This is a genomic window from Cytobacillus kochii (assembly GCF_044790165.1).
Taxonomy (GTDB): Bacteria; Bacillota; Bacilli; order Bacillales; family Cytobacillaceae; genus Cytobacillus; species Cytobacillus kochii.
In genome coordinates this window covers 58,393-76,099 of sequence record NZ_CP085254.1, presented here as the reverse complement: position 1 = coordinate 76,099, position 17,707 = coordinate 58,393, and the positions used below count along the sequence as shown (strand labels likewise).

14 protein-coding genes and 2 tRNA genes are annotated in these 17,707 nt (G+C 37.7%); 2 read left to right on the top strand and 14 right to left on the bottom strand.

The window, feature by feature from the left end; genetic code table 11:
* Positions 1 to 4: 4 nt before the first annotated feature.
* The 4 genes from tilS to spoIIE form a co-directional block, all read right to left on the bottom strand.
* On the bottom strand, positions 5 to 1,396 hold the full coding sequence (tilS, locus tag LG276_RS00380; protein ID WP_404293106.1) for a tRNA lysidine(34) synthetase TilS: 1,392 nt from the start codon (positions 1,394 to 1,396) through the stop codon (positions 5 to 7).
* Between the two features lie 98 nt (positions 1,397 to 1,494).
* Positions 1,495 to 2,436 (bottom strand): serine/threonine protein kinase, encoded by a 942-nt coding sequence (locus tag LG276_RS00375; RefSeq protein WP_404293104.1) that lies wholly within the window; start codon positions 2,434 to 2,436, stop codon positions 1,495 to 1,497.
* On the bottom strand, positions 2,420 to 3,157 hold the full coding sequence (locus LG276_RS00370) for a VWA domain-containing protein (protein WP_095371271.1): 738 nt from the start codon (positions 3,155 to 3,157) through the stop codon (positions 2,420 to 2,422). Before LG276_RS00370 ends, LG276_RS00375 begins: the two co-directional genes overlap by 17 nt.
* 116 nt (positions 3,158 to 3,273) lie before the next feature.
* Positions 3,274 to 5,748: a stage II sporulation protein E gene (gene spoIIE / locus LG276_RS00365; protein ID WP_404293102.1), complete on the bottom strand. Its 2,475-nt coding sequence runs from the start codon at positions 5,746 to 5,748 to the stop codon at positions 3,274 to 3,276.
* 328 nt (positions 5,749 to 6,076) lie between these two features.
* On the opposite strand from spoIIE, the gene LG276_RS00360 reads away from it, so the two are divergent.
* Both LG276_RS00360 and LG276_RS00355 read left to right on the top strand, forming a co-directional pair.
* Positions 6,077 to 6,153 (top strand) — tRNA-Met (locus tag LG276_RS00360).
* Positions 6,154 to 6,164: 11 nt separating this feature from the next.
* Positions 6,165 to 6,236 (top strand) — tRNA-Glu (locus tag LG276_RS00355).
* A gap of 414 nt (positions 6,237 to 6,650) precedes the next feature.
* Here the strand turns inward: LG276_RS00355 and LG276_RS00350 are convergent.
* The 10 genes from LG276_RS00350 to mfd form a co-directional block, all read right to left on the bottom strand.
* Positions 6,651 to 6,842: a hypothetical protein gene (locus LG276_RS00350; protein WP_404293100.1), complete on the bottom strand. Its 192-nt coding sequence runs from the start codon at positions 6,840 to 6,842 to the stop codon at positions 6,651 to 6,653.
* Between the two features lie 214 nt (positions 6,843 to 7,056).
* Positions 7,057 to 7,503, bottom strand: coding sequence for a S1 domain-containing RNA-binding protein (locus LG276_RS00345; protein ID WP_095371273.1), 447 nt, complete (start codon positions 7,501 to 7,503; stop codon positions 7,057 to 7,059).
* 95 nt (positions 7,504 to 7,598) lie between these two features.
* A complete protein-coding gene (locus LG276_RS00340; protein ID WP_404293098.1) occupies positions 7,599 to 8,009 on the bottom strand; it encodes a septum formation initiator family protein in 411 nt (136 codons plus the stop codon).
* 22 nt (positions 8,010 to 8,031) lie between these two features.
* On the bottom strand, positions 8,032 to 8,661 hold the full coding sequence (gene yabQ, locus LG276_RS00335; protein ID WP_224939132.1) for a spore cortex biosynthesis protein YabQ: 630 nt from the start codon (positions 8,659 to 8,661) through the stop codon (positions 8,032 to 8,034).
* Positions 8,658 to 8,957 (bottom strand): sporulation protein YabP, encoded by a 300-nt coding sequence (gene yabP / locus LG276_RS00330; RefSeq protein ID WP_095371276.1) that lies wholly within the window; start codon positions 8,955 to 8,957, stop codon positions 8,658 to 8,660. The genes yabQ and yabP overlap by 4 nt, the downstream gene beginning before the upstream one ends.
* A gap of 82 nt (positions 8,958 to 9,039) precedes the next feature.
* Positions 9,040 to 9,303: an RNA-binding S4 domain-containing protein gene (locus LG276_RS00325; protein ID WP_224939131.1), complete on the bottom strand. Its 264-nt coding sequence runs from the start codon at positions 9,301 to 9,303 to the stop codon at positions 9,040 to 9,042.
* A gap of 32 nt (positions 9,304 to 9,335) precedes the next feature.
* A complete protein-coding gene (mazG, locus tag LG276_RS00320; RefSeq protein WP_251163603.1) occupies positions 9,336 to 10,778 on the bottom strand; it encodes a nucleoside triphosphate pyrophosphohydrolase in 1,443 nt (480 codons plus the stop codon).
* A 44-nt stretch (positions 10,779 to 10,822) separates the two neighbouring features.
* Positions 10,823 to 12,385, bottom strand: coding sequence for a polysaccharide biosynthesis protein (locus LG276_RS00315; RefSeq protein ID WP_285840970.1), 1,563 nt, complete (start codon positions 12,383 to 12,385; stop codon positions 10,823 to 10,825).
* 620 nt (positions 12,386 to 13,005) lie between these two features.
* Positions 13,006 to 13,542, bottom strand: coding sequence for a stage V sporulation protein T (gene spoVT, locus LG276_RS00310; RefSeq protein ID WP_095371279.1), 537 nt, complete (start codon positions 13,540 to 13,542; stop codon positions 13,006 to 13,008).
* A gap of 420 nt (positions 13,543 to 13,962) precedes the next feature.
* On the bottom strand, positions 13,963 to 17,499 hold the full coding sequence (gene mfd, locus LG276_RS00305) for a transcription-repair coupling factor (protein ID WP_224939128.1): 3,537 nt from the start codon (positions 17,497 to 17,499) through the stop codon (positions 13,963 to 13,965).
* Positions 17,500 to 17,707: the final 208 nt, after the last annotated feature.

The window sequence follows — 17,707 nt, the reverse complement described above, 5'->3', positions numbered from 1 at the left end:
AAGATCATTGCTTTATGTATTTCAGAAAAATATAGCTTGTATCAGGTGAATATTCAGCTGCTTGATCAGACTTTTTTAATCCTGGTAGCCATATAATGTTACCACTTGCATCCGTAACAACTGGCCATAAATCCCGTTTTTGCCGCGGGATTTTCTGATCGATAAAGATATCCTTTAACTTTTTGCTACCATTTATTCCTTTTAACTTCATCCTATCTCCATTTTTCCTTGTACGAATCGTTAATGGTAAGGCAATATCCGCTTTAACCAAAAAATAATCCATTTGTTGATATTCCTGTAATGGGTGATCGACATAATGCATGCTGATCTCGCCTACTTCAGGAATAACAAAGTTTCCTGGCTCTTGTATTTGAAATAAATACGGCTGTACGGTTGTTTTTTTACTAGTGGAGAAGAAACAACAATCATATGAACGTACAACGGTTAAACCATTTGGGAAATGTAAGGTTCCAGACGGATGAGGATGAGTAATTAAGGAAAAAACATTTTCAATATGTGTAGCGGATAAAGAAGATGGCCTTTCCTGATATAGATAATTTAATATTAGTTGAATCACTCTTCTTTGTAAAGGTTTTGCGACATCTGTAAATCTGTCAATATAAAGAAGAATTTCACTAGCACTTTTCCTCTCTGTTACACTATTCAATTGTGCTTCTGCTAATTCCTGCATAAATACCTCATCTTCGCTCAAATCCTCACTAAGGCGTTGGAAATGGTGATGCACTTGAGGATTTTCCCTTTTTAAAAAAGGCAAGATATTTTTCCTAAAACGATTTCTGCTATAGATTTCTTTTACATTGCTAGGATCTATTCTAGGTTCTAAATGATGAGTCTCTACATAGGAATCAATTTCTTTTCGACTTAAGCAAAGGAACGGACGTATAATTGCCCCTCTACTAAAAGGTCGTATAACTGGCATACCCGCTCTAGCAAGACCACTACTCCCTCTTGTCATTCTCATTAACATTGTTTCAATTTGATCATCACCATGATGACCTAATGCAATGTAATCAAGCGCTTCTCTTTGCATCACTTGCTCAAAGAAACGATAGCGACAGTCCCTTGCAGCAATTTGCGAGCTTTTCCCCGTTTCCTTCATATGTGCAGAAACATCAATTCGTTGCATATGAAAAGGAATGCCTGACTTCTGACAATAGCGTTCTACAAACTTAGCGTCTTCAAAAGATTCTTCGCCCCTAAACATATGATCCACATGGATTACTACTAATTGAAAACACTCTTGTTTACTTAATTGCTGCATAAAGTGAAGTAAGCTTAATGAGTCTGGCCCTCCTGAGACAGCAATTCCCACACGCTTATTTTCCAATTCAATGCCCTTTTGTGATAAAAATGCTTTTACCTTTGCATAAAACATAACATTCTTCCCTTATGTTAAACTATTACTTCTACTAAAAGGATATCACTTTTTTAATGTTTATTTCCAAAGAAACGATTATTTCTACCTAAACCCTCTCACACCATTTGACTATATAAATAGAAAAAGTAAATACAACCAATAAACAAGATTAAAACGAACGCTCCAGTTTTTCCATTGGGCTTTCCTTTAGTCTTTTGGGATGGTTGCCTAGATGGTGGGGACACACCAGTTCCTTTTGGACGAGTTTGCTTATATGAACAGGCAAGCAAGGCTTGTCTCATATCTTCAGCAGTTTTAAACCTGCCTTGAAGTGCTGGTATGACAACTCCTTCATAAGTTTTTAAGATTTTATGTTTCTTTACCCTATCCATTAATTGTTCTAAACCCCTTCCGTCTTTAGAGAAACGGCTTGGATAGGCACAGTGAATAAAAACCATAGCTGTTGAGAATAAATCATAAGTAGGTTCAGCTTTTCTACTACCAAGCCCCCAATATCCTCGGTCGTAAAACTCTGTAAACTCCTTAATGGCTCTACCTTTTAATGTTGTTCCTCCTACATCTATACACCGAATACGCGGAGCTCTTCCTGTGACAATCAGATTCTCTGGTTTTAAATCTCCAAATACCCATCCCGCTTTGTGCAGCTCCTCTAGATCAGAAAGTAATTGTAGCATGAGCACAGGTATCCACGCCTCTCCTTTCTGTTTAATAAAAGAGTGGAGATCAGGACCATGGATATATTCCATCACATAAAAAGAATACATAGTGGATGAGGAAAATTGCCAATCATCAACATCAAGCAAAGAAGGTCCTAGGGTAGACCCTTGGACCTTCGTAAAGGATTTTAGCACATTCACTTCAGAAGTTACTGTATACCCATTTTCACTTATTTTTAAAGCAACGAGTTGCCCAAGGTATGTGGCGAGATAAACTACACCATTAGCCCCTGCACCTAGTTCTTTTTCGATACGGTATTGCTTGTGATGCCATTTCCCGTTAATAATCGCACCTTTTTGTAGATTAAATTGACTCTTCATAGTACTCATCGTCATTTCTAGAAATTAAATTGCGTAATGATCGTTTCTTCTCAAAATAGGTAATCGCCTCTCTTAAAGCTGGTCCAGTGGGTGTAATACCACCTGTTGAGAGTTTAGCGAACACAGAAGTTAACGATTCGAGCTTAGGTGTCCAATCTAGCAATTTTTCGACATCATTCTTTTTCCCGGGAAATACAAACAGAGAAAATTTATTTTTTCCCGTTCGTGCATTTAAGCTTAAAGATAGATCAAATAAGGCTTCTTTGACTGTAGGTAGCTTATGTTTCATACTTGCACTCGTATCGACAAGAATCAACACTTCCATTTCAACCGTTTCCCCTAGCTCATCCACGACCTCCATTACCTCGCCTCTTTGTTCTGGAGGCAAATCCTCAATCGTTTGTTTATTTCCTAAGATTTGCGTGAGTTCACGATTGACTACTCCTTGTAATGTTTGTGTCATCGCCTGCCTTGTTACCATCTGGACGGTATGCGATAGCTGTCTAGCATATACGACTTGACTTACCCCACCCCCGGAAAGGGCAATACTCTCAATTTCCTGCATTCCCTTCTCGTCAATAACGTCATTCTCCATTACACCTATCACATTTACGGAAACTCCCTGCTCTTTTGCTAGAGCCGACATGGCTATAGGGTCTTCTCCAACATTTGAACACCCGTCTGTAATAAGTAAAATTTGTTTTAGGGTACCTGTTTTCATCTTTTTCCCCTCCTAATCTGATAGAAGTTACTTAGTGATTACTAACCATTTTCAACGGATTAGAAAGGAAATATACATAAAAATGTCATCTATTGGAGATTCTATTCTATTTAACATTAATTCGCTTGTTTATGGAACGGTATACTCGACCATTTCGGGATATTGTGCTTTACTTTTGCCACCATCACCGTCATATCATCATCAATACGTCCCGCTCTTGATCGAATCACCTCTTCCATAATTAAATCTGCCACTTCTTGTGGGTCGTTCGTTTTTAACTCAGTTATTTTCCTCTTCATCCAAAGATCAAAATTCTCCACATGTTTCGGCCCTTCAAATACACCATCGCTCATCATAATTAATAAATCCTCTGCTTTTAATTGCTTACTAACAACATCGACATCGAATTCTTCAATCATGCCTATAGGTAAATTACTTGCTTGCACTTTCATCACTTGGCTCCCTCTTTTAATAAAACTCGGTGTGGATCCTATTTTTAAAAATTTAGCATCAGCATTTTGTAAATCAATCATCGCCAAATCTAATGTGGAGAAAATTTCATCTGTTGTCCTTAATGACAGAACAGAATTGACCGATTTTATGGCCACTTGCTCTTCTATACCTGATTGCAATATTTTCTGTAGTAATTCTAACGTTTCTTTGCTTTCTATATGTGCTCGTTCTCCATTTCCCATCCCATCACTAATGGCAATTGCATACTTACCGCTACCTAATTCAATTGTTGAATAACTATCTCCTGATACTAAGCCACCGTCCTTAGCCGCATGTGCCACTGCCGTATCAATGACATATGCCTTTGCTGAACGAAAAGTAACATGGCAATAATCATTGGCATAACTCGCACATTCCTCAGATTTAACTAAGATTGTTTCTCCTAATATATCTGAAAGCATTGGTGCAATTAATTTCTCACATTCCCCGTGCCCATTGCAGTATGGGATCGTCATCTCTATATCAACATCGCCTTGCTCCAAGCTATAAATTTCTACCTGTTCTACCTCTACCCCAAATTCTTGGATGGCCTCTAATATCAGTTCTTCCTGTTTATGATGATTCTCTCTCTCTCTTTGAATTTCTTTAGCAAAATCCCCCATCACTGCAGACACACCTAATAATTGATCTGCCACAAGCTTCCTACTTTCTTGTACTTGTTTTTTCAACCGTTGATTTGCTTTATAAAAAGTAAGCTCCTGTTGAATCACTTCTGTTGTTTTCTTCGACCGTGTACAGTGTTTTTCCCACTCCCTTTCTAGTCGTGAAGAAATTTGTCCGTCTTTTTCATCTAAATCGTGCATAATGTTTTTCATATAATCATATGTTGTATCAAAGTTCCTAGCCCAGCAGTGATCCTTTTTAAAGCAAGTTTGGCATGTCTTCTCTGTGACATTACTTAGGAAATAATCCAATTCTCGATCTGTCTCATCATTTTCCACCACAGGAGCTTGATGTTGCATGGCAAAGCTTTGCGATAACGCTTGAAAAACATTAGAAAACTGAGAAACTCTGTGCGCAGTTACATCCCGCATTTTTCTCATGTACTGCTGTTGCTCTGCGGCATATTCTGCTGTCCCAGGGATATGTTTCGCTAGCTTTGAAGTAAAACTTTGAGGCGTTAATAGAAATAGAAATATTGCTACTCCCGTTTCGTATAAACCAATTAATAAGTTTGACTGATTGTCACCATACATTCCCATGAGTAAGGTAGCAATGAGCAAACCAAATGCCACACCTATTTTCTTCCCTTCTTTTAATAACCCACCTAGCAAACCAGAGAATGCTAATAAACTCATATGGAAAAAACTTGAAATATTAGCCAAGCTAAATATTAGCCCTGTCACGACACCAACCGTTGAGCCAACCGTGGCACCAGCGACAAATGAAAACACAAGCACCAAATAACGAGACATCACATGTTCGACTGATAGGTCATATACGGTCCATCCGATTGTTCCTGTCATTACTGAGGCTAGCATAATAATGAGGCAGACGATTTCCTCTGTTTTTAATGATTGCCTCCTCCGATTAAAAAATAGTAACGGCAGGCTCTGTAGGAATATTAAACATAGGATAAATCCTAAACTAGCCTCTACACCAGCCATCATGAAATCGTACATCGCCACATGTCCCGTTAAGATATAAGATTGGATAATCGAACTGACTAATAATGTCACAGCCACATATATAGGCATTACTTTTAATTCATTGGTAACCCACTTTTTACTTATCCGAAAAACAAACAGAAAAAAGAAAGATGTTAAAAACGTGGTCACACCATGAGTAAATGATAAAGTCGAAGCTCCTCCAATCAATCCAATTAAAGCAAGCGGTGCTTTATCCTTTCTTACTAAATACATCGCAGCAAAAAAGGGCAGAGTGAATGGTGTCAACTGGGACAATATAAGGGCTCGTCCAAGTAAAAAACCAATAATTAAAAACAAGTACCCCTTCTTAATAAAGAAAGTTTCTAAGCCCGTCTGTATTTTCCCACCTATTTTTGAGAGCTCCATCTTGGGACGACGAAGATCCACTTCCCCTATCGGTTCTGCAATTGTTCGTTCGAGTTTTTCCATCATTCCCACTCCCTATTTGTTTCTTTTTTGCTATTATAAAGGGCTATGTCTTAAAAGTTTGTCAAAATAATGGACAAGTACCTCTTTTTCGTTCGACTGATTTCTTTATAAAGTGCAAAAAGAGTACAAAAGCAGCATCAATTAAAGGATTGGAATTGGACCATACGTTCTCCTGTTGTCTAAAAAAACTAGACATCACATGCTTCCAAAAAATGACGAAACCCCATCAACTATTCCGACAAAAATTTTCCGGGGGAAATAATATTGACAGACTTGTAGAATCTTTGTATTATATATCTTGTGCTTTTAAAAGAAAGTAACTTCAAATGGCGGTGTAGCTCAGCTGGCTAGAGCGTACGGTTCATACCCGTGAGGTCGGGGGTTCGATCCCCTCCGCCGCTACCATTTTTTATAGTGGCCCGTTGGTCAAGCGGTTAAGACACCGCCCTTTCACGGCGGTAACACGGGTTCGAATCCCGTACGGGTCATCACTTATATTAGCTATAAAACAAACCTGGGCAGCTTCAACTGTTCAGGTTTGTTTTATACTCATTTTTAATGATAATAACAGCAGCCCTAGCATGTGTTTTTTTTGTTTGATTTTTGATTTGTTTTCGCCTAATCTAATCGAACTTTTCTCTCTGAACTATTTTCTGACACGTTACTTGTCTAATCCAAATAAACTTTTCTCTCTTGCCTAATTTCTGGTGTGTTTCTCGTCTAATCCAATCAAACTTTTCTCTCTGACCTAATTTCTGGTGCATTTCTCGTCTAATCCAATCAAACTTTTCTCTCTGACCTAATTTCTGGTGCGTTTCTCGTCTAATCCTATCAAACTTTTCTCTCTGACCTAATTTCTGATCCGTTTCTCTCCTAATCCAATCAAACTTTACCCTCTGCCCTTATTTCTGACCCGTTTCTCGCCTAATCCTATCAAACTTTCCTCTACCACCTGATTTCTGATCCGTTTCTCGCCTAATCCTATCAAACTTTCCTCTACCACCTGATTTCTGATCCGTTTCTTGCCTAATCCAATCAAACTTTACCCTCTGACCTAATTTCTGACCCGTTTCTCGTCTAATCCATTCAGTCAATCTTCTGCACCCTATCCCCCACATACGCACAATTCCTTATACGCAAAGTTTCTTATACCTACCTAAGTCACCACACTTAATCGTTATAACTTACAATCATTGCCATTCGTCACAATAGTTGCGGAAGAATAATAAAAAAAGCAATCCCAATAAGGATTGCTTTTGCAGGAATCGTCGTGATCCCCTTGCTCGTATATATTAATTCAGCAGCAAGTTAACCTCGTTTAGCTCCTCTGCCACCACGTTTTGATTCTGTATTTCTCTTAAGAGAAGATAAACGGTCTTCACTGTCTTTCAAAAAGCGAGCCATTTTAGATTCGAATGTCTCCTTTGAAGGACGGTGATTATCGTTTGTTCTACCTTGACGTGGGCGCCCAGAATAGCCTCTCGACTCTCTTCTTTCAGGCCTTTCCGTTCTCTCAGGACGATCAACAGCTTTCTTAATTGATAAACCAATTTTACCGTCTTTCTCCACATTAATAACTTTCACTTCAACAGTATCGCCTACTTTGAGGTGATCATTAATGTCCTTCACATAATTGTCTGCAACTTCACTAATATGCACAAGGCCTGTTGATCCTTCCGGCAGCTCTACAAACGCTCCGAAATTAGTGATGCCTGTAACCTTTCCTTGTAACTTGCTGCCTACTTCGATTGACATAAAAAGATATTTCCTCCTTAAAGATATAAAGTAAACCCAAATGTATTCATACTTATACTATATTATACCGAAAGATAAAAATAGGTGTCAACTTCTCATTGAGCTGACTCATTTTCTTTTTTTTCCTTTTCATCTGTTTCATCCGGCATTTTGAAGATGATTTCACCTTGTTCAGAAAGATAATAATCCCTTCTAGCAAGTTTCTCTAAATACTCTTCATCATGTAACCTAACAATCTCTTCATTCAAGGCCTTTTCTGACTGTTCTAGTTCTTTCAATTGATGAGCAAGTTTTACCTTTTCTTCTTTCTTTTCACCTAGGGCAGCAGATTGGGATACGATAGTCGTAATCATAAATACTGAAACCACAGCAACAAATACAAAAAAGACAGTCAGTCTACGATAGAGAAGCTTCTTTCTCCGTTGAGAACTGATTTTATTGGCTTCCTGTTGTTTGATATAGCTTGAATGGATCTTGGCTACATTTTTATTCTTGTTGGTACTCATACAACTATCTCTCCCTTCTAAGTTATTCTTTCTTCTTCCACTTTTCCGCCAGTTTTTTAACATATTCTTTCCCTTTTTGGAAATATCCTTTTAATTTATCATAGAACTTATCGACTGATTTTTTAAAAGGGTCTGGTAATATACGAATAAGAAGTCGAAATATCCATCTTACTGGTGATAATAGTACTTTTAAGATGAACATTAGCACATTACTTGTCCATTTTATCAGTAGTAGAAGAAGTTTGCCCACTAATACCAATAGCCCTATTAAGGTAGTGAAAAAAAACTGAACAGGTCGAATAATTAATAGACGAATGACCTTCACAATAAAATAATAAATAGAAATAATCGTAGAAATAACTATCTCTAATAGCTTTAGGTAAATATTCTTCATTAACGCTTGATAGGCTGCAAAACCGCAAAGTAAAGCTAAAAAGATGTAGAATCTTAACTCTCCTTCATTGACAAGGAACAAAATATAAAAAATAGCTAGTCCTTGTAATAGCCAAAAAAGGATGTCATTTATAAAGACAACCCAACTCTTTCTTAGTGGCCGTTTGAGAAAGCGCTGATACGTATCTAAGCTCGCTCCAAAAAGGGAACCCATCCCAATCATAGAGAGCATCGTCAAAAATTGGACCGATAACGTCATCGGAATAACTTGCTAAAGAGCCCTTTAGCTTTTTCTCCATGTTGATCATCTAAATAAACAAGGTCGAAAATTTTCCCTTTTATGGAGACAATTCCTTTGTCCACATCTAAATTCTTCATTTGTAGATTTTGCCCTTTAATAGCTAAAAAACCCATGACAGTTTCTAATAAAAACTCTTCATTATCAAAGCTTTCTACCTGCTTCACTCCCGTAATATCTAGCAGCCTTCTGCCACGCATGATCACATCATGATCAGGAGCAGTTTGTTTACTCGAGTTCTCATGGTATTGGCTCATCTTTATCCCTCACAATCCATAGTACAATCCTTTAATACATATGTATGAAGATTGCTCAGGGATTAGAACAAGCGCTATTTATTTATTCTTGATTCATTCTTTCTTCACTCACTATCGTGTACATTTCCGCTGCATCATCTTTTCTTGTTGTTTCCTGTATTTTATCTATTCGCACCTTTGTCACTTTCTGCCCAAATCGAATCGATAATTCATCACCAACTTTTACATTGGTACTTGCCTTCGCTTCTAATCCATTAATAGCAATACGCCCTTGGTCAGAGACTTCCTTTGCCAATGTACGTCTTTTTATTAATCGAGATACCTTTAGAAATTTATCTAAGCGCATACTTTCACTCCCCTTTACCCTAAAAAGTTCATTTAGTAACCTTTTTTCTTCGCTTCTTCCCAAAAACGATCCATTTCCTCCAGGCTCGCCTCTTCTAGATTCTTATCTAGTTTTTTCTCTATATATGAAAACCGATTCGTAAATTTCGTATTGGTTCGATGTAATGCTTCTTCTGGGTTGATTTGATAATACCGAGCAATATTGATAAATGCAAATAATATATCACCAAATTCTATTATGCGATTGTCATTATTATTCTCGGCTTCCAATTGAAATTCTTTAATTTCTTCAAACACCTTATCCCACATTGGTTGGATGTTTTCCCAATCGAAACCGACCTTTGCAGCACGTTTTTGTAACTCTTCTGCACGCAACATGGCTGGATATGATTTTGGAACACCATCCAATAGTGACGATGTTTTTTCGCCTTTTTCTTGTTTTTTCATTTCATCCCAGTTACGTAACGCTTCATTTACATCTTCTGCTGCTCTCTCTCGAAACACATGCGGATGTCTAAAAACCATTTTTTTAGAAAGACCTTCTATTACATCATGAATAGAGAAGTACCCTTCATCTTCTCCTATCTGGGCATGAAGCATAACTTGTAACAACACATCCCCTAGCTCTTCAATTATATGATCAATATCATCTTCTTCAATCGCTTCGATTAATTCATACGCTTCCTCGATTAAATATTTCTTCAAAGATTGATGTGTTTGTTTCTTATCCCACGGACATCCATTTGGACCTCTTAAGGTAGCAATGATTTCTTTCAGTTTAGGGAACGTTGGGTAAAGAATCTCTTCATTCATAACGGGAGGGACATATACAGATGTTAAATTAGTTAAAGCTAAATCATGATCTAGTTCATAAAGCGGAACTTCCTTAATCACTTCTTCACTGCTTCCGGCCGCTGTTACAATCTTTACTAAATAATCATCCGGTAAATATTCCATTAACGTCAACTTTACTTCAGATGCAATAAATGCATCATACACTTGTCCGATAATCATATGTTGTGTAAGAACAAGTTCACTTCCCTTTAAGTCCGTACCATCTAATAGTGTAAAACCTTCAACTGGATCAACCCTTAACGCTTGGAACATGCTATCTAGAAAACTTTGGCCACCCTTAAAGTCTAAATTAACTCCATACTCATCAGCCCTTTCAATGAGTAATTGTACCGTTTTTTCTGCTACAAGCGGGTGACCCGGCACAGCATAAACAATGTTTTCTACTTTTCCTTTTTCTAACAAAAGGGTGCTTATTTCTTCGTACACCTCTGCAAATTGATCATGTGATTCATAGATTGTGTCAAAGGATTCAAATAGCACTCCTTCGGCGGTTAAGGCTGATACCACAGGGTGTTCTTTTGTTCTTAAATAGACTTTATTAACACTGGTTAATAGCTTATATACTCCTAGTGGCAGTTGATTAAGATCTCCTGCCCCAAGGCCAATAACTGTTACCTTCATTATAAATAATTCTCCTTTATTTTACTTTTTGTGTCGGTTTGTTTTTATCTTCTTTTCATAAAATGGAGAAGCTTTTCTCCAAAAGGTAACTGACGTAGCTCTGCTTCTGTAAATATGTTGCTGCGAATCGTAAGAAATAAATAAAGAATCGCACCAAGAGCGGCGCCGGTTAACGATTGAAAGGTAGCAAGTACTCGTCCACTCATGAATGAAAGTGCAGTAACAGAGAGATACAAATTTAAAAAAATCGTCATCAGAATAGCAGAACTAAGAATTGTCAATAACACACGTACTGAAACAAGTGTGACACTTTGGTTCCATTTTAACCGAAACAGCAAAGCAATTACCATCAACGCTAACGCAATGTATGTGGCGTACACAGCCCCATATATTCCATAATGCGGTACCAATGAGGTATTCAGAAAGTACTTAATGCCCACTCCGATTAAAATCGTCCACGCTGGAAAAAAGCTATTTCCTAGGCCTTGGTGTACGGCTGCCAAAGTAATCACAAGAGAGCTTAGTAAAATAACAATAGACATTAGACCTAGAACGGCTGAACCTTTATCATTTTCGAATAGCATGACATTTGTTTGTCTCACTATCGCCCAAAGCCCCACTGAAGCGCCAACGCCAAATAGAAGGCTCACTCTTATGACCAATTGGATTTTTTCATTGAGTAGATGAGGTTGCTTTATTTTTACGTATGTAAGAATTGGTACGAGCGATAAACTCATCGAAGTGGCAACAATAGAACCTAATTGAATAAGTGGCTGGCCTCTGTCATATACACCCTTTAATGTCTTTGCTTCAATCTCAGAAAAACCCGATGTCGTCAATAATGCATAAAGATTGAGGGCATCTGCTAACTGGATAAAAATGAGTAATAAACTACTCACACAAATAGCAAAGCTTTGGACAATAATCTCTTTAGACAGTTGTAAATACGAGCTAACACCCCTGTGCTTCTGCCTTATTCTTGGTGCACTTTTCATTTCTTTTATAAAATAGAATAGCAAGATTGCAAAAGCTGCCAAAGAGGCTAAAATGACACCATAGTAAACTCCACCGCTAACAGAATAAATGGAAGCACCCATTTTAGTTAGTATATAAGCATAAAGCAAGATAAACAGCACTCGTATAAGTTGTTCACTCACTTGGGAAACAGCTGTTGGCATCATATTTCCTTTTCCTTGAAAAAAACCTCTTAACACTGATACAAGTGGTAATATTAAAAAACTAATAGCAACAATGCGCAAGGAATCAGCCAATTGAGGATCGTTCATATAGTAAGCTAAGGCATCGGCACTAAAATACATCGTTAAGCAACATAAAACAGCAATCATTGATAACAATAATCCGGCAACTTTTAATAATCGCCGTCCACCTTCCTCACCATTCCTCGTTCTTTGCTCAATATATAGTTTTGAAATCACAACAGGAAAACCTGTTGTGGCTAATACAAGAAAGATCCCATAAAAAGGGTACACTTGTTGATAAATATAAAACCCGATATCTCCTACTATGTTTTGGAAAGGAATGCGATAAACCGCGCTCAACAATTTGACAATGATTCCTGCCGCAGTCAAAATAACCGCACCTTTCATTATACTCGTAGAAGTTTGATTGGTATCCAGAAGATATCTCCCCCTATAAGCACGACGATACCGCTTAACTATGAACTTCGAAATGTATTATAGCATATTCATTTATTGATAATTGTCTCTCGCTCCTTGCCTGAGGGAGGCATTTGTAGTTTTTCGGTAAAAGGATGCTTAGCTATGATTTCTCCTTATGTTTAAGTAAATCCTACTTGAAACTATCAATTTTTGAAGCGATTATTCGATATTAGCTCTGGCCTAATTATGATTTCTTCACGCTTGGGTTTCTTTGATTTACATCTCCCATCTTTTCCAGACAAATTCCCTTGAGTGATTCTTACCGAAAATTTCATTGAGATGCTGGTTTTTAGACTCGTTACCATCTTAATCGGTCTTTTCAGAACGCGGCACTTTTTTACCCGATTAAGCATTTCCTGTCGACTTCAGTTAAGGGGCTGATTCGTTTCTAATGGCATCTTACGCCAGATCATTTTCATCTAACTTTAGCAGCATTCAGCTCCCGAAAGTCAATGTCTACACAAAAATAAAGCGAACAATCATCATTAAGAATATGATTGTTCGCACTAGATGACGCTAGAAAAGTTCCAGCTCATATTACCTATATACTATGATTCCATTTGTCTCGCTAAAAATCCAGCTGCGGTTTCGACGGATTTTTGTTCAACTGCACCAATGGTGTCATCTTTCGCAATGATTACGACTGCGCCAATTGGATCGCCATTGGCTACTATGGGTCCTATTGTGTAAGATGCGACGGATTCTGTATGATTATCTACAATTGAAATTTCGCTTGATTGGGTCACAAGAACAGAGCTACGATCCTCCATTGTCTTCTCTACTAGATCACTAATACTCTTATTTAAGTAATCCTTCTTAGAGCCTCCTGCAACAGCGATATATGTATCTCTATCGCAAATTAAGACCGGATTTCCTAAGCTATCATATAATGCTTCTGCATATTCTTTTGCGAAGTCACTAAGCTCAGAGATAGGTGAGTATTTCTTTAAAATTACCTCTCCATCGCGGTCTACAAAAATCTCAAGTGGATCTCCTTCACGGATTCTTAAAGTTCTCCGGATTTCTTTAGGAATGACGACACGACCCAAATCATCAATACGACGAACAATACCTGTTGCTTTCATTCAACGTTGCCTCACTTTCATCTGATGATTAAATTACTGAAAAGAAAAAGCCGCTTAACTCTAACCGATCCATGGCCATTAGGACGATACAACGAGAATTCTTCCCATTTATTCCTTCGCTAATGATAAATATTTCCCTTTACAGATGATTTTCGGTTAAATCTAACTTAAACTACAGCTTTTACTTTTCAAAATAGCTATGATTCATAAGGAAGATATCATGAATGCATCGCCATGTTTGAACTTAGTATCTTTCATAAGGAAAGTTATATACACGTCCAACTATTTTTTCTTTTAGGTGTGATTCATTCCAGAAAGGGATAAACATTCCATTTATGTGCTCTATCCTTGAAATACCCTTGTCCTTTCTCAATCAAACATTGCAATTCTTACAATGAAATTACCAATATTTTTCAACAGTTACTTGGCTGTTTTTTCAGGAACCTTCTTTGTATCTTGTAATCCCTTCATAAAGGTAAACGCATTTTCTAACCATTCTTTCGTGGCAATTCCTTTTATATGGAGAACTGCTTTCAGTTTTTTTCCATCCATACCAAGCCCAATCATGCGACCAAATTGATTGCTGAGCTTGAATACTTTTTGCCCATCAGCTTCCACACTACCTTGCTCAGATAATAGGACAAGTACTTCATCTTTTGATTGCTTCACTAGTTCGACTCCAGCCACTTCTCCATATACTTTCATTTCAGCAATTTTAAATAAATACGCGACTTCTTCCGGATAATCACCAAAGCGGTCAACCATCTCATCTTTCAATTCATCAATATCCTCTAGGCTCGTAATCCCACGGAAGCGTTTATACATTTCAATTTTCTGATGTCCATCAGAAATAAATGCATCTGGAATATAAGCATCAATTTCTAAATCAATTTCCATTGGCTCTTTTCTCGGCTCACCGCCCATGGATTCTTTCCTCTCTTCAATTGCTTCTTTTAGCATTTGTGAATATAGATCAAACCCAACAGAATCAATAAAGCCATGTTGCTCCGCTCCAAGTAAATTACCTGCACCTCGAATCGTTAAATCACGCATGGCAATTTTAAATCCAGAGCCAAGCTCCGTAAATTCTTTAATCGCCTGCAAACGTTTCTCTGCCACTTCTGTAAGGACTTTATCTTTACGATAGGTAAAGTACGCATAAGCCACACGGTTAGACCTACCTACCCTTCCTCGCAATTGATACAACTGAGATAAGCCCATGCGATCAGCATCATGAACAATTAATGTATTTACATTTGGTATATCTACACCAGTCTCAATTATCGTTGTACTTACTAAGACATCATATTCACCGTCATAGAAACCAAGCATGACGCTCTCTAATTCATTCTCCGTCATCTGACCATGTGCATAAGCGACCCTTGCATCAGGAACAATCATAGAGATTTCCTCTGCTTTACGCTCAATATCCTCCACGCGATTATACAGGAAATAGACCTGACCACCACGTGCTAATTCTCGCTCGATTGCTTCCCTCACCAATACACCGTTATATTCCATCACATATGTTTGTACTGGAAAACGATTTTCAGGTGGTGTCTCAATAACGGATAAATCCCGAACGCCCAGCATGGACATATGCAATGTACGCGGAATTGGTGTCGCTGTTAATGTTAAAACATCGACATTTGTTTTTAATTTCTTGATTTTCTCTTTATGAGTAACACCAAACCTTTGTTCTTCGTCTATAATCAACAAACCGAGATCTCGATAAGTCAAATCTTTAGAAAGGATACGGTGTGTACCAACGACAACATCAACCGTCCCCGCTTTTAATCCTTTAATCGTTTCAGTTTGTTGTTTCTTCGTACGGAATCGACTCAACATACCGATTTTTACAGGATAGTCTTGGAACCGCTCAAGCATCGTTTCATAATGCTGTTGTGCAAGGATCGTTGTTGGCACAAGAAAAGCAACTTGTTTACCATCTGCCACTGCTTTGAAGATCGCTCGTATTGCCACTTCTGTTTTTCCATAACCCACGTCTCCACAAAGCAAACGGTCCATTGGTCTTTCTCTTTCCATATCTTTTTTAATCTCATTAATGGAACGAATTTGATCTTCTGTTTCTTGATATGGGAAAGCAGATTCAAACTCTCGCTGCATATCACTATCAGGGTTAAAAGCGTATCCTTTCGATGCTTCTCTTTCGGCATATAATTTAATAAGGTCATCGGCGATATCTTCAACAGAGGATTGGACTTTTTTCTTTACCTTCTTCCAATCGTTACCGCCAAGTTTATAAATCTTCGGTTCTTTTGATTCAGACCCTACATATTTTTGTACAAGGTCAATTTGTTCAACAGGAACATAAAGTTGATCACTACCTTGATAACGAATATTCAAATAATCTTTATGGACACCATTAATCTCTAAAGTTTCAATCCCTAAATACTTACCAATACCATGGTTGACATGAACAACGTAATCACCAATCTTTAATTCCGAATAGCTCTTAATTCTTTCTGCATTGGAAAGTTTTTGTCTCCTCTGTTTCTTTCTTGTTTTATGATTAAATAGCTCTTCTTCTGTAATCACGGCAATCCGTTGATTATTTAGCTCAAAACCTGTTTGAATGGCCCCTTCTAAAATCTGAATTCTTCCTTGTGCAAGGAGAGAGTCCTGCTTGATGATAGCGGATTCAATATCATAATCCTCTAACACATTTTGCAATTTGTGAACCCGCTCTTCATCTACAGCAAGAAAAACAATAGCATAATTTCCTTTTTTCCAGCGATCAACCTCTGTTTTAAGCACATGCATTTGACCATGAAAATTTTGCATCGGCTTACAGGAGATATTAATAATATTTTGCGGATTTGTATTCGGTACATGTCGTAAAAATAAAGACATATAAACAATCGGATTTTTCTTACTATACATTAATTCTTTTAAAGAATGGGAAGTCACAACGTCGTGAATAATTTGTCCTTCTTCAAGTAGGTTCGTGTACCATTCTGCTTCTTCTTTATCAAGGGAATCATTCATTTCTTGTACGCGACTGACTTCGTCTACAAAAATCAATCCGTTCGCAGGAAGATAGTCTATTAAACTACTGCCTCCCTCATAAGCAAGGGATAAATATTTATATAATTGCTCTGGTTTAGTACCAGTCTTTAATTGTTCTAATTCATAACCGATATTTTGTGTAAGGCTTTGTTTGGCTTGGTCATTTTTTAATTTTTTTAAGCTTTTACCCAATCCTGACTCTAAAGTATGAATAAGCCGCTCAAAATGTTCACCTTCCATTGGTGTTTCCGTAGCTGGCCCAATTAACACACGCTCAACCTTTGACTTTGAGCGCTGATCTTCTAAAGAAAAGAACCGGATAGAATCAACCTCTGTATCGAATAATTCAATTCTAATAGGGTCTGACTCTGTTAACGGATAAATATCAATAATACCACCACGAACACTAAATTCACCTGGAGAGGACACCATCTCCACTCGACTGTAGCCCATTTGAATAAACTGATTTAATTGTTGTTCGGTTAGCTCATCGCCAACTTTTAACGTCAACTGAAGTTTACTCCACAACTCTTTAGGTGGAAGGACCTTCTTTAACCCTGCCATAGGTACAATCATGACACCATCATTTGCTGACATCATATGGTTGAGTGTTTCAATTCTTTGCCCTTTTAATTCTGGGCTAGATATACTTAATTCGGCTGCAATTAACTCATTTGCAGGATACAAGAATACTTGCTCTTCTCCGAGAAGTTGTGTTAAATCCTCATATAATTTTTGCGCTTGCAATAAATTGTGGGTTGTCACAAGTAAGGGACGTTTAGACTGTTCATATACTGCCGCCAGAAAAAGCGTTCTAGCTGAACCCGTTAAACCTGCCACCATTTGTTCATTTAACCCTTCATCTATACCTGATAATACAGACAAGACCTCATCCTGTTGTGAAAATACTTTTTTAAGCCCTAACATGCAGTAATCCTCCTATTACAAAAAGCAACATCTCTCCCTCAACCTGAGAAAGCTACTACTCCCCTATTTGCTCTTCTTTTTAAATACATTTTTAAAGCACTTTAAGCTCCCTAAACCTCGTATAGGTTAGGAAGCCAAATTTTTCTTACTTACATGTTTATACTCACAAAGCATATAAATCATGCGTGTTTTTTCAAACAATGGTTGT